The sequence below is a fragment of the Streptomyces sp. P9-A4 genome (genome assembly GCF_036634195.1).
Lineage (GTDB): Bacteria > Actinomycetota > Actinomycetes > Streptomycetales > Streptomycetaceae > Streptomyces.
Genome location: NZ_JAZIFY010000001.1, coordinates 3,598,787 through 3,611,762, shown reverse-complemented (window position 1 = coordinate 3,611,762; position 12,976 = coordinate 3,598,787). Strand labels below are relative to the sequence as shown.

8 protein-coding genes are annotated in these 12,976 nt (G+C 70.3%); 2 read left to right on the top strand and 6 right to left on the bottom strand.

What is annotated here, in order from left to right; all coding sequences use genetic code 11:
- Positions 1-85 precede the first annotated feature (85 nt).
- Positions 86-1,156, top strand: a complete 1,071-nt coding sequence (locus tag V4Y03_RS16170) for an AI-2E family transporter (protein ID WP_317876285.1) — start codon at positions 86-88, stop codon at positions 1,154-1,156.
- Positions 1,157-1,177: 21 nt separating this feature from the next.
- Here V4Y03_RS16170 and V4Y03_RS16165 read toward each other — a convergent pair whose 3' ends face one another.
- Both V4Y03_RS16165 and V4Y03_RS16160 read right to left on the bottom strand, forming a co-directional pair.
- A complete protein-coding gene (locus tag V4Y03_RS16165) occupies positions 1,178-1,996 on the bottom strand; it encodes an MBL fold metallo-hydrolase (RefSeq protein WP_317876286.1) in 819 nt (272 codons plus the stop codon).
- 273 nt (positions 1,997-2,269) lie between these two features.
- Positions 2,270-4,390, bottom strand: a complete 2,121-nt coding sequence (locus tag V4Y03_RS16160; RefSeq protein WP_332435373.1) for a SpoIIE family protein phosphatase — start codon at positions 4,388-4,390, stop codon at positions 2,270-2,272.
- A gap of 170 nt (positions 4,391-4,560) precedes the next feature.
- Between V4Y03_RS16160 and aspS the strand changes: the two genes are divergently transcribed.
- Complete coding sequence (gene aspS / locus V4Y03_RS16155) at positions 4,561-6,387, top strand: aspartate--tRNA ligase (protein WP_317874487.1); 1,827 nt, start codon at positions 4,561-4,563, stop codon at positions 6,385-6,387.
- Positions 6,388-6,464: 77 nt separating this feature from the next.
- Here the strand turns inward: aspS and V4Y03_RS16150 are convergent, their stop codons facing one another.
- From V4Y03_RS16150 to V4Y03_RS16135, 4 genes are read right to left on the bottom strand one after another with little or no spacing between them, the layout of a single operon-like run.
- The gene (locus V4Y03_RS16150) at positions 6,465-6,923 is read right to left on the bottom strand and encodes a hypothetical protein (protein ID WP_332435372.1); all 459 of its coding nucleotides are present in this window, start codon (positions 6,921-6,923) and stop codon (positions 6,465-6,467) included.
- Positions 6,923-11,575 (bottom strand): putative T7SS-secreted protein, encoded by a 4,653-nt coding sequence (locus tag V4Y03_RS16145; RefSeq protein WP_332435370.1) that lies wholly within the window; start codon positions 11,573-11,575, stop codon positions 6,923-6,925. Before V4Y03_RS16145 ends, V4Y03_RS16150 begins: the two co-directional genes overlap by 1 nt.
- Positions 11,575-12,222 carry a hypothetical protein gene (locus V4Y03_RS16140; RefSeq protein ID WP_317874484.1) on the bottom strand — a complete coding sequence of 216 codons (648 nt, stop codon included), beginning with the start codon at positions 12,220-12,222 and terminating at the stop codon, positions 11,575-11,577. The genes V4Y03_RS16145 and V4Y03_RS16140 overlap by 1 nt, the downstream gene beginning before the upstream one ends.
- Positions 12,219-12,722, bottom strand: coding sequence for an SseB family protein (locus tag V4Y03_RS16135; RefSeq protein WP_332435369.1), 504 nt, complete (start codon positions 12,720-12,722; stop codon positions 12,219-12,221). The genes V4Y03_RS16140 and V4Y03_RS16135 overlap by 4 nt, the downstream gene beginning before the upstream one ends.
- Between the last annotated feature and the right edge of the window lie 254 nt (positions 12,723-12,976).

Below are 12,976 nucleotides of genomic sequence, written 5' to 3'. Positions count from 1 at the left end.
TGCGAGCCCTGCCGCACTGACGGTCCGTCACCCGTACGGCCGTCAGCGCGCGACGACACGCCGACGGGCGTGGTCCGGTGGTCGGGTGCAGACGACGAGAGCGCTCCTTCCCGAACCCGCCCGCCGGTTCGCCGCCTGGTGCGTCGTCTTCCTGCTGGCCGCCGGGGTCGTCGCCGTCTTCATCTGGCTCTGCATCGTCTTCAAGACGGTCGTCACCCCCGTCCTGCTCGCGATCCTCGGCACCGCCCTCCTCGGGCCGCTCTACCGGCGCCTGCTCCTGATGAAGGTCCGCAAGTCGCTCGCCGCCGCGCTCACCGTCGTCGCCGTACTCGTCGTCGTCGGCGGAGCCACGTACATCGTCGTCGCCGCGCTCATCGACACCGGCGACCAGATCATCGCCTCGCTCCGGCAGGCCGCCAACGACATCACCGAGCACTTCGGCGCGGCCGGGACCTCGCTCGACGACCTCGCCAAGAACGCCAAGAGCCTCCTGGAGAAGTTCGGCGGCACCGCCGCGTCCGGGGTCATCAGCGGCATCAGCGTCGTCGGTCAGATGCTCACCACCGCGGCCCTCGCGCTGCTCCTCATCTTCTTCTTCCTGAAGGACTCCGACCGGGCCGCAGGCACCCTGCGCTCGCTCGCTCCCCGCGCGACCGGCGACATGGCCGAGGCGATGGCCCGCCGCGCCTTCGAGGCCGTCGAGGGCTTCATGCGCGGCACGACCCTCGTCGCCTTCGTCGACGCCGTCCTCATCGGCATCGGGCTCGTGGTCCTCGACGTGCCCGGCGCGGTGGGGCTCGCCGCGCTCGTCTTCGTCACCGCCTACATCCCGTACCTCGGCGCCTTCCTCTCCGGGGCCATCGCCGTCCTGGTCGCCCTCGCCGACCGGGGCTTCGTCATCGCCCTGTGGGTGCTCGGCATCGTCCTGGCCGTCCAGGTCATCGAGGGGAACGTGCTCCAGCCGATGGTGCAGAGCCGGACCGTGCAGATGCACCCGGCGGCGGTGCTGCTGGCGATCACGGCGGGGGCGTCCGTCGCGGGCATCCTGGGCATGCTGCTCGCCGTACCGCTGACGGCCGCGGCGACGGGGGTCCTCAGCGAGCTGCGGAGGCGGTACGCGCCGGCGGAGGGGCCGGAGGCCGCGCCGGGCGGGTGAGCTTCCGCCCCTCGGGCCCTCTCAGGTCGCCGCCGGCTGCCCGCCCGGCCCGAAGGAGGCCAGCATCTGTTCCAGGGCGGCCTGGTCGGGGCCGACGAACGGGTCCGAGTCCGGGGCCATCGTGATCGTGTCGATCATCGACGCCGTCATCCGTACCGCGGGCGGCAGATGGGTGGAGAGCACGATCTCCGGGGCCATCTCCCGCAGCGGGTCGATCGTCGCCCGGTACTTGGCCGGGTCCACCATCCGCACCCACGGGCTGTCCACGCTCGCCCACAGCAGCTGGGCCTGCCGGAGTTCCTCGGGCTTGAGGTCGTTCGCGTGGCCGCTCTCCGCGAGTTCGGCGGTCGGCATGGGCCCGCCGAAGCAGTCGGAGCTGAAGCAGATCCGGGTCTTGTCGTCGTAGAAGCCGACCGTGGCGGGGTTGTCGAACAGCGGGGGCCTGAAGGCGCGGAGCCTGCGGTCGCCCACGTCGAGGGACTGGCCGGGGTTGAGGAAGTACACCCGGTCCATCGGCAGCGGGCGTTCCGTGGTCATGATCCCGGCGCCGATGAAGGTGGTGACGACCTTCGCCCGGGGCGCGGCCACGAGCAGGTCGAAGATGCCGCCGGTGTGGTCGCGGTCGGGGTGGGTGAGCCAGATCCAGAGGATGTCGGCGGGGTCGACGACGGAGCCGAGGGTGTTGACGAAGTTCCGGTCGGCCAGGGAGAGCCCGGTGTCGACGACGACGGGTTCGGCGGCGGTGAGGACGTACGCGTCGACCGGGATGTACCCGATCCCGGGCACTTCGAGGCTGTCGGCCAGCACGGTGGTGTCACTGCCGACCTTGTGGATGTCCATGGCGAACTCCGTGGTCCCCCCGGGCGGCCGTACGACACCAGTCTGCGCCGCACGGGTGAGACCCGCGCGGGGAACCACGGGCGGGCGGGGAGCCACGGGCGGGGAGCCACCGACGCGCGCGTGCCCACGGGCCGGCGGCGACCGACGGCGTACGGTCGCGGCTCGCGGCTCACGGACCGGCAGCGACCGACGGCGTACGGGTCCCGCCCGGCCGAGGCCCCCGCCAGGGCGACCCCGCACCAGCCCACGATCCCGCCCCGCCGCCCGCCAGGGCTACCCGCAGCAGCCCCGTCCCGACTCCGGTTCGTTCAGTTCGAACCAGATCGCCTTGCCCTCGCCGCGCGGGTCGACGCCCCACGCGTCCGCCAGCATCTCCATCAGGACGAGACCGCGTCCGCTCGACGCCATCTCGCCCGGGTGCCGCTTGTGCGGCAGCTCGTCGCTGGTGTCGGAGACCTCGACGCGCAGCCGCCGGGACTTCTCCGCGCAGGCCACCTCGGCGACGAGGAGCGCGTCGCCGTCGGTGTGGACGAGGACGTTGGTGACCATCTCGGAGACCATGAGGACGGCCGAGTCGAGCTGCTCCTCGTCCGCCCAGTCGTGCAGCAGCTGCCGCACCTGCTCCCGCGCCTCGGCGATCCGCTCCGGTTCGGCCTGGGCGATCGTCATCAGGGTGCGGCGCGGGGCCTCCGGCAGCGCTCCGGCGGGGCGGCGGGAGAGCAGCAGGACGGCGATGTCGTCCTCGCGGCGGTCGGCGAGCGGCCCGGTCGTGTGGTGCGAGCCCGGCCCGTGGACGGCCTCGACGAGCCCGTCGGCGAGCTGTTCCAGGTCCTGGCCGTCGTGGGACTCCAGGAGCGCGCGGACCCGCTCCCAGCCGCTGTCCAGGTCGTGCCCGCCGGTCTCCAGGAGACCGTCGGTGCAGATCATCAGGGTCTCGCCGGGGTCCAGGGTGAGCCGGGTGGTGGGGTAGTCGGTGTCGGGGTCGATGCCGAGGGGCAGGCCGCCGGCGGTGGGCCGAAGAAGAACCGTTCCGTCGTTCATCCGTACCGCCGGGTCCGGGTGCCCGGCGCGGGCGATGTCGACCGTCCCGGTCTCCAGGTCGACCTCCAGGTAGAGGCAGGTCGCGAAGCGCGGACCGGCGTCGCCCTCGCCGTCGTCGCCGTCGGTGATCCCGTAGAGGAAGCGGGAGGCGCGGGCGAGGACCGCGTCGGGACGGTGCCCCTCGGAGGCGTACGCGCGCAGGGCGATCCGCAGCTGCCCCATCAGGCCCGCGGCCCGTACGTCGTGCCCCTGGACGTCCCCGATGACGAGCGCGATGCGGCCGGCGCCGTGCCCGCCGGTACGGGAGGTGCCGCCGGGCAGCCGGATCATGTCGTACCAGTCGCCGCCGACCTGGAGCCCGCCGCCGGTGGGCACGTACCGGGCGGCCACCTGGATGCCGGGGATGCCGGGCCCGAGGACCGGCATCATCGTCCGCTGGAGGCCGAGGGACAGCTCGCGCTCGGACTCGGCCACGCCCGCGCGTGCGAGGGCCTGGGCGAGCATCCGGGCCACCGTCGTCAGGACCGACCGCTCGTCGGGCGTGAACGCCACCGGGTGTTTGAAGGCGGCCATCCAGGCGCCCATGGTCCGCCCGGCGACGACCAGCGGCACGAAGGCCCAGGAGCGGCGCCCGAACCGCTGGGCGAGCGGCCAGGTCACCGGGAAGCGGCGCAGGTACTCGTCGGGGGTCGGGAGGTAGATCGCGCGGCCCGTGCGGGCGACCTCCGCCGCCGGGTAGTCCGTGTCCAGGGACATCGACGAGAAGGGGCCCTCGTCACCCTCGCTGTGTCCGTGGTGGCCGATGACCGTCAGCCGGTCGCCCGCCACGCCGAAGACGGCGAGTCCGTCGGGGGAGAAGCCGGGCATCGACAGCGAGGCCGCCACGCGCAGCACCTCGGCCGTCGAGCGCGCCTCGGCGAGCGCGCGTCCCGCGTCGAGCAGGAACGCCTCGCGGGAGCGGCGCCAGTCACCGGTGACGGGGGTGCGGGCGGCGGTCCCCGGCTGCTGCTCGGCGACCTCCTGGAGGGTGCCGACCAGCAGGTAGTCCTTGCCCTCGATGAGCGGCTTCGACCTGCTCCGTACGGTACGGATCACCCGCCCGTGCTCGTCCATGATCCGCAGCCGGGCCTCGGCGAGGGTGCCCTCGGCGACGGCGAGGTTGACGACGCCGTCGATCTCGTTCCAGTCGACCGGGTGGAAACGGGACCGCGCGGCCGCCTCGGTGAGCTGGACGGACTCGGCGGGCAGCCCGAGCAGCCGGGCGGCCTCGGCGTCGAGCGAGACGATCCCGGACGCGTTGTCCCAGCGCCACAGGCCGGTCGCGATCGCGGCCAGGACGTCCTCGGTGCGCATTGCCCCACTTTATGAATATCGGACACCAGATCGCCACTGACAGTATTCGAAAAGCGATCTTGGCCCGGCCGGTACTCTGGGTGGGTCTGCCCTCGTGTCCTGTGACATCCGTGACAGGGGCCACAAGGCAGCCGCCCACCCCAAGATCCCGAAGACTGGATGAAACGACGATGCATCGGTACAGGTCCCACACCTGCGGCGAGCTCCGCGCCTCTGACGTCGGCACCGACGTCCGGCTGAGCGGCTGGCTGCACAATCGGCGCGACCTGGGCGGCATCCTCTTCATCGATCTGCGCGACCACTACGGCATCACGCAGCTCGTCGCCCGGCCCGGCACCGCCGCCGCGGAGGTCCTCGACAAGCTGACGAAGGAGACCGTCGTCCGCGTCGACGGCAAGGTCGTCTCGCGTGGCGCGGAGAACGTCAACCCCGAGCTGTCGACCGGCGAGATCGAGATCGAGGCCGCCGAGGTCGAGGTCCTGGGCGCCGCGAAGCAGATCCCCTTCACCATCAACGCCGACGACGGCGTCAACGAGGAGCGGCGCCTGGAGTACCGCTTCCTCGACCTGCGCCGCGAGCGCATGCACCGCAACATCATGCTGCGGTCCGCCGTCATCGCCTCCATCCGCTCCAAGATGGTGGCCCTCGGCTTCAACGAGATGGCGACGCCGATCCTCGCCGCGACCTCCCCCGAGGGCGCCCGCGACTTCGTCGTCCCGTCCCGTCTGAACCCGGGCAAGTTCTACGCGCTGCCGCAGGCGCCGCAGCAGTTCAAGCAGCTGCTGATGATCTCCGGCTTCGACCGGTACTTCCAGATCGCGCCCTGCTTCCGCGACGAGGACGCCCGCGCGGACCGCTCGCCGGGCGAGTTCTACCAGCTCGACGTCGAGATGAGCTTCGTCGAGCAGGAGGACGTCTTCCAGCCGATCGAGAAGCTGATGACGGAGATCTTCGAGGAGTTCGGCAACGGACGCCACGTCACGTCGCCGTTCCCGCGGATCCCGTTCCGCGAGTCGATGCTCAAGTACGGCAACGACAAGCCCGACCTGCGCACCGCCCTCGAACTCGTCGACATCTCCGACGTCTTCGAGAACTCGGAGTTCAAGGCCTTCGCCGGCAAGCACGTCCGCGCGCTCGCCGTCCCGAACACGGGCGAGCAGCCGCGCAAGTTCTTCGACCAGCTGGGCGACTTCGCGGTCTCCCTCGGCGCGAAGGGCCTGGCCTGGGTCCGCGTCGGCGAGGGCAACGCCCTGACCGGCCCCATCGCCAAGTTCCTCACCGAGGAGAACGTCAAGGTCCTGACCGAGCGCCTCGGTCTGGAGCCCGGCCACGCGATCTTCTTCGGCGCGGGCGAGTTCGACGAGGTCTCCAAGATCATGGGCCCGGTCCGGGTCGAGGCCGCCAAGCGCGCCGGCCAGTTCGAGGAGAACGTCTTCCGCTTCGCGTGGATCGTCGACTTCCCGATGTACGAGAAGGACGAGGAGACCGGCAAGATCGACTTCTCGCACAACCCCTTCTCGATGCCGCAGGGCGGCCTTGAGGCCCTGGAGACCCAGGACCCGCTGGACGTCCTCGGCTGGCAGTACGACATCGTCTGCAACGGCATCGAGCTGTCCTCGGGCGCGATCCGGAACCACGAGCCCGAGATCATGTTCAAGGCCTTCGAGATCGCGGGCTACTCGCGCGAGACGGTCGAGCACGAGTTCGCGGGCATGCTCCGCGCCTTCGAGTACGGCGCCCCGCCGCACGGCGGCATCGCCCCGGGCGTCGACCGCATCGTGATGCTCCTCGCGGACGAGCCCAACATCCGCGAGACGATCGCCTTCCCGCTCAACGGCAACGCCCAGGACCTCCTGATGGGCGCCCCGACGGAACTCGACGAGTCCCGCCTGCGCGAACTGAACATCCAGCTCCGCAAGCCGGTCGAGAAGACGGCCCCGAAGCCGTCGGAGGACCGCCCGGTGACGGAAGCGGTCCACCCGGACGCGGCACGCTAAGCCTCACGGCTGACCGAGAAGGGCCCGGAATCCTGACGGATTCCGGGCCCTTCGCGCATTCCGGGCGGGCTGCCCTTCTACCGAAGTTGCTGGACGACGATCCAGTAGTCGTATTCTTCTTCGGTCACCGCGCACACCGATTTCCCGTTCAGTGACATCGCGACGAAATCCAGCCCTTCCTCGCCCTTCGAGAGCTTTGGCGCGAGTTCCGTCCTGGGCGACCACTTCACCACGGCCCAGCCGAATCCCCACGAGCCGCTTCCTGAAATGCTGAGCAGGAAGGAACCGTCATTTCCGAAAAGTTCATTCTGTGCGGCATGGACGTGCCACTGGCGGTCGACCTCCGTCAGGGCTTGTGGATGACTCAGGGGGACCGTGGCGGCAGGCTGAACCTCCCCGTGGATAACGCTCTGCCACGCCTCGCGAGGAGAGAGCACGTCGCTGGGCGCAGGGTCGTCGGAGACTGTCAGGCCAGTGGCGGTGATGCGGTTCAGCCAGGCTTCTCTCGTCGGCTCAGCCATGTTCGCGGAGGTCATCAGTTGTAGAACAGGTGATGATCACCTTCTGATTTGTTGATCTTTGCATACCGTTCCATTTCTCGGTAGTTGGTGTTGTCCCAGCCGAAGTTGACGAAGGCTCGGTCGGGATCGCCCTTCGGTTTGCCCGCATGGAAATGAGTGCCGGCCGGGTCGTGTGTGTGTTCTACCACGACGCGTGACCCTTGGGGTGTCTCGTATTGCCGGAATGTGCCCCAGTGTGACTGCTCCGACGAATACACGTACCCCGGGGTGTGCTTTCTCGTGACGTCCGGACCAACCTCCCATTCGGCCCAAAACTCTGCCTCGCCGGGTTTGATGCCTGCCAGCTCGTAGGTTGCCTTCCTGGCGGCCTCGCGATTTTCGAACGGATTGGACTTCTCTCCCTTCGGCCCGCACGGTCCAAGCCCCAGGGGATCGCTCCACGCATGTGGGTTGAGGACGTAAGTCGCCGGGTTCGGAGCAGGGGCCAGCCCCAGTGGGTCCTGGCTGAGGTAGCGAGCCGATTCCGGGTCGTAATAGCGGAAGTAGTTGTAGTGAAGGCCCGATTCGGGGTCGAAGTACTGGCCCGGGAAGCGGAGTGGGGTGTAGGCGGTGGCGTCGCGGGTCCACGTGGTGGTGCCCCAGAGGGTGGTCCGGGTGCGCCAGGCCACGTCGCCCGACTCGTCGACCAGTTCCGTCGGGGTCCCGATCAGGTCGGTGACGATGGCGAAGAAGCGCTCGTCGGGGGAGTCCGTGTCCGTGCGGCGTTCCGTCTGGGCCAGGGGGCGCAGGCCCGCGTGGTCCCAGGTGAGGGTGATGTCCTCAGTCGTCTGCTCGCAGAGCGTGGCCCCGTCCCAGGTGAAGTGGACTGTCTCCAGCGGGGACTGCTTCGATATGCGGCGGCCCAGGGGGTCGTACGCGTACCGCCACACCGCGCCGTCCGGCGTCGTCACCGACGTCAGGCGGTCTTCCGCGTCCCACTCGTAGCGCCAGGTGTCGGGTTTGCGGGAGAGGCGGGTCTTCTGGCGTAGGACTATGCGGCCCTGGCCGTCGTGTTCGTAGCGGACGGACCCCGCGCTGGTGATGCGTGTGCCCTCGTAGGCGCGTGTGCCCGTCGAGGACTGGGCCGGGTGCGTGGACGGCCAGAAGGCCTCCGTCTGGTTGCCGGCGTCGTCGTAGGCGTACCGCTCGGTCCAGTCGCCGGCGTGGACCGCCGTCACCCGTCCCGCCACGTCCAGGTCGAAGCGGCGTGTGCCGGAGAGCGCGTCGGTGACGCCGATGAGTCCGCCGTCCGCGCGATAGGTGTACGCCCGGTGCTGAAGGCGGCGACCCGAACCGCCGCTGACCTCCTGCGCGGTGACGCGGCCCATCGCGTCGAACGAGGAGTTCAGGACGGCGAAATCGGATACGTGGCGGGTGGTTTCATGGCCCAGGGCGTCGTGGGTGAAGGAGAGTGTCCGGCCCGAGGACGTCAGTTCCGTACGGCGGCCCGCCGCGTCGTACGACCACGTGCTCGGCGTACCGCCCGGCGTCGTCCGCCCCGTTCGCCGACCGATGGCGTCGTGCGTGAACGACAGGGTGCGGCCGTTCACGGTCTCCGAGACGAGGCGGCCGTAGCGGTCCCGGAGGCGCGCCAGCGTCGCGTCCGGACCGGTCGCTGCCGCGAGTTGGTCGAAGAGGTCGTACTCGTAGGTACTGACCGCTCCTTCGACGTCCTTGCGAACGATCCGCCCGAGCGCGTCACGGTCGAACCGGATCGTCTGGCCGAGGCCGTTCGCCCGGGAGGCAAGACGTCCCGCCGCGTCGTACTCGTAGCCCAGCGTCCGGTCGTCGAAGTCCGTCTCGGCGAGCGGTCGGCCCGCCGGGTCGTATGCGTAGTCCCACGTCAGGCCCTGCGGCGCGGTCACCCGGGTCAGGCGCAGGTTCGTGTCGTGGGAGAACTCGTAGCGGACCCCGTCCGGGCCCGTCCGGGAGGCCAGCAGGTCGAAGTCGGTGTACGTGAAGCGGGTCGTGGCGCCCATCGCGTCCGTGTGGCCGAGGCAGTTGCCTTCGCCGTCGTACGTCCAGGACTCCACCGTGCCGTCGGGTGCGATGCGTCGGGACGGCCGGCCCTCGACCGTCCACTCCTGGCGAGTGACCGCTCCCAGGGGATCGGTGACCTCGACCGTACGGCCGAAGGCGTCATGTGCGTAGCGGGTCGTGGCGCCCAGCGGATCGGTGACCTCGACGGGGAGGCCCCGGGCGTCCAGGACCAGCCGGGTGGTGGCGCCGAGTGGGTCAGCCACCGAAGTGAGCCGGCCCGACTCGTCGTACGCGAACTCCGTACGGGCGCCCGAAGCGGCCGTCACCGACGTGCGGTTGCCGCGCTCGTCGAAGGTCTGATGGGTGATATTGCCGTCGGTACCGACGACGCGTATCGGGAATCCGCGTTCGTCGTACTCGGCTCGCGCCTGGCGTCCGTCCTGGCGCTCCATCAGTGCCGGTCGGCCGTGTGCGTCGTACGTGATGCGGCTGACGTGCCCCAGCGGATCCGTCCGGGACAGCAGTCGGTTGTGGCGGTCGTACTCGAAGCGCGTGACCGCGCCCAGCGCGTCGATCTCGGCGACGACCTGGGCGCGCTCGTTGATCAGGTGACGCTCGGTGTTCCCCAGGCCGTCGGTGAGGGTGGTCAGGCGGAGCCCGGTCGCAGGGTCGACGCCGTCCCAGGTGAAGGTGGCTTCGAGGTGGCCGTTCGTGCCCGACTGGTACGTGCAGCGGTCCCGGTCGTCGTAGACGTAGTCGTAACGGCTGCCGTTCGTGTCCGTCCACGACGTGATGCGGCCGTGCTCGTCGCAGCCGAAGCGCAGCGGGCGCCCGGAGGAGTTGGTGACCTCGGTCAGGTGCCCGTCCGTGTAGCCGTAGCGCAGGATCTCCTGGTCGGAGCCGTCCGCCGCCGCGCCCGCGAGGTGGAGGGCGGTCACCCGCCCCTCGCTCGTCGTGAGCTTCAGGTGGTAGCCGCCGTGGTGGACGATCGCCGTCGGGGCGCCCGCCGCGTCGTGCTCGAAGGTGATCCAGCGGCCGTTGCGGTCGTCGATCTGGGCCAGGAGCGCGAGTTCGTCGCCGTGGTCCACGAAGTGCCGGACCGTGCCGGTGACCGGGTCGGTGATCGTGTAGCCGTCCCCGATCCGGTCCAGCGGCCACTGCCGGCCGTGCGTGGGCATGACGGGGACGCCGGGAGCGGGGTGGGGGTAGGCGAGCAGGCTGCCCTCGTCGCAGCTGAAGACCACGCCTTCCGAGTCGATCTCAAGCCGCTGGTCCACCGTCGACGACCACGCCGGGCCGAACCAGCGTCCCGAGCGGCGCGAGGAGTCGAAGGTGCGCCGGAAGACGAGCGGCAGCGAGCCGGGCAGGGCGACGTCGGTCTGCGGCAGCAGCATCCGGCCCGTGGCGATGTCGACGGGATCGTTCTTGCACGCCGTCTCGCGGCACGTCTTGCCGTTGCTGTGCGGATCCTTCTCCTGGTCCCCGCGGACGCCGCCCGGCTTCTTCTCCTCGGGCAGGTGCTTCGTGAGGTCCTTCAGCCCGGCGCGCAGACCTCCGCGCACCAAGCCGGTGCCCTTCGTCCCGATCATCTCCGGCAGCATCCGGCCGAAGAACTCCGACGGGTCGCCCTTCGCCGCCTCCCAGGCGTTCTGCAGTGCCCTGTCCGGGTTCGCCGCCGTGGACACCAGCCCGGCGAGCGTCATGTTGACGCCCTTGTAGTAGTCCGCCGGGTGGGTCAGGTTGTACGGGTCCACCGGGTTGACCGAGCGGACGAAGTTGAGCAGGCCCGCCGTGCCCTTGACGGCGCCGCCGCCGAAGTGGGCCAGTTCGATGCCCTGGCCCAGGCCGTAGTCCATCAGCTCCTGCTTGGCCCTCTCCCGGCCCGTCGGTTCCTTGGGCGCGTGCGCGAGCGCGGCGCCGACCGCCGCCTTCGCGGTCTCCCCGGCCTCGTCGCGCGCCTTCCGCGCGTCGTTCAGGATCTCCTGGGCCCGCTGCCGCTTGGCCGCGCCGGGGTCGGCGAAGGGGCCGGGGTCCGGCAGCGGACTGTCGCCGGTGCGGGCCGCGTTGTAGGCGTCGACCTTCTTGTTGTACGTGTCGACCGCCGACTTGGAGTCTCCGTCGCCCTCCTTGTACAGCGCTATCGCCTCGCGCGCCTTGCCCTGCGCGCTCACGATCGCCCGGGAGTATGTCTCCAGTGCCTTGGCCGCGCTCTCCATCGCGTCCGCCGCGCGCAGCCAGTCGGTCGGCAGGGCCTGGAACTTCTCCCGGAACGCGTCGGCCGCCTCGCCCTTCCAGTGACCGGCGTCGAGCCTCTTCATGCCGCCGCCGACGAGATCGAACGCGCGCTGGAAGTCCCGCAGGTTCTTCACCGTCGCGGCGATCTTCTCCGGCTTGCCGTGGACGAGCTCGTCCGCCTCCTCGGTCTGCCCGAGCCGCTGTTCCCCGACCTCCGCACCGAGGGAGGAGGCGGCCCTGTCGCCCCAGTCCTCGACCGCGTCCGCCCAGTCGTGCGTCCCCGCGGCGTCGAGGGCCTGGCCCACCCTGTCGGTCGCGTGGTCGATCCCCTCACCGGCGATCTCCTTGACCTTGTCGACGCCGTCACCGATCTTGTCGATGCCCTTGTCGACCAGCCCTCCCCAGTCCACCATCAGCGGCTCTCCCCCCACCGCGGCTGCTCGGCCTGCTCGATGGTCGCCCGGTCGGGATCGAGCAGGTCCTTGAGCCTCTGGTCCGCTCCGTCCCGCGTCTTCGGGTCGATCGCACCCGAGCGTTCCAAGCCGTCGAGCATCGAGTCCTCGACGTCGTACGCGGTGTTCTTCCAGGTCTGCTCGACCTCGTCATGGGCGTCGCTGAACGACTCCCCGCTCCAGTCCGCGCCGTCCCACGTCTGCTGGTCGCGGATGCTGTCCCAGCTCTTCTGCTTGACCTCGTCCTCGGACAGGTGAGGGCTCCCGTTGAGGGAGTTCACGCCGATCTTGATCGAGTCCTTGATGTACTGCTCCTGCTCCGCGAACGAGCCGGCGGACAGGCCGACCGCCTGCGCGAAGCCGTTGCCCCGCCAGGTCAGCGCGCGGACGCCCCACTCCCACCGGTCGCAGAACGTCCGGAACTCCGACGTCAGACCGCCGTGCCCCAGCTCCAGACCGGACAGGGCGAGATCGGAGAATCCCCGGCCCGTCGACGCCTGCCCGATCATGCCGAGTTCCTTCAGCTCGGCATGTGCCAGGTCGATGCCCTTCGCTATCGCCGCGAGCGCCACCGCCGGCGCCGCGAGGTCGGGCTCGTTCCCGCTCATCGTGTCCCCGTTCCCCCGAGATCCACCGCCACCTCGTCCGGGACGATTCCCGCGACCGGCGGCAACAGCAGTCCGTCCGTACTTCCCGCGTCCAGCGCGACTCCGCCGGGGCCGGGCAGCGCGGGCACCATCGCGTCCAGCAACCGGGCCCCCAGAACCGTCCGGTACGTCCACTCGCGCCCAGCGTCTCCCCGTGCCACCGCGAACCGCGCCAGCGCCTCCTCGTCGGAGAACGCGCAGATCCACCGCACCCCGTTGAAGTCCGCCGTCCACAGGCTTCCGTGGTCGTCGTAGGGCACCAGCACGGCCGTACGCCGGAATTCACCGAGCAATCGCGCAAACTCCCGGCGGGCCACCGTCACCTCGTCGGCGGCCTGCGGCGCGGGCGCGGCCGGCGCCACCTCTGATGCGGGCTGCTCCGCCGGAACTGGCGCATCCACCAACTCGGCAAGCCGCGAGAACTGGTGAGGTATCGCCGTGCCATCCCCGGTCTCATCCACCCACGCATGCTGGCATGCGGTCATTCGCACCAGCAACGAACAAAAGGCCGATACGGTCGCACCTGTCGGCGGGAGGCGCCCTGGCTCCGTACGAACCGCCCTGGTGTGCCGGTTCTTGGGGAGCCGGACGGGTGGGCTGCGGCCTCGCGGTACCGGGTGCGGTTCGGCCGCGTCTTTGTCAGGTCTACGGACTGGTGGCCGCGAGTGCGGCGGACCGGCCTGTCGTTCCATGCTCGCGGAGCCCGTGGCCGAAG

Excerpts from the sequence above, each read along its gene's own strand:
- V4Y03_RS16165 (WP_317876286.1), bottom strand. The coding sequence starts at position 1,996 with ATGGACATCCACAAGGTCGGCAGTGACACCACCGTGCTGGCCGACAGC.
- V4Y03_RS16160 (WP_332435373.1), bottom strand. The coding sequence starts at position 4,390 with ATGCGCACCGAGGACGTCCTGGCCGCGATCGCGACCGGCCTGTGGCGC.
- aspS (WP_317874487.1), top strand. The coding sequence starts at position 4,561 with ATGCATCGGTACAGGTCCCACACCTGCGGCGAGCTCCGCGCCTCTGAC.
- V4Y03_RS16150 (WP_332435372.1), bottom strand. The coding sequence starts at position 6,923 with ATGACCTCCGCGAACATGGCTGAGCCGACGAGAGAAGCCTGGCTGAAC.
- V4Y03_RS16145 (WP_332435370.1), bottom strand. The coding sequence starts at position 11,575 with ATGGTGGACTGGGGAGGGCTGGTCGACAAGGGCATCGACAAGATCGGT.
- V4Y03_RS16140 (WP_317874484.1), bottom strand. The coding sequence starts at position 12,222 with ATGAGCGGGAACGAGCCCGACCTCGCGGCGCCGGCGGTGGCGCTCGCG.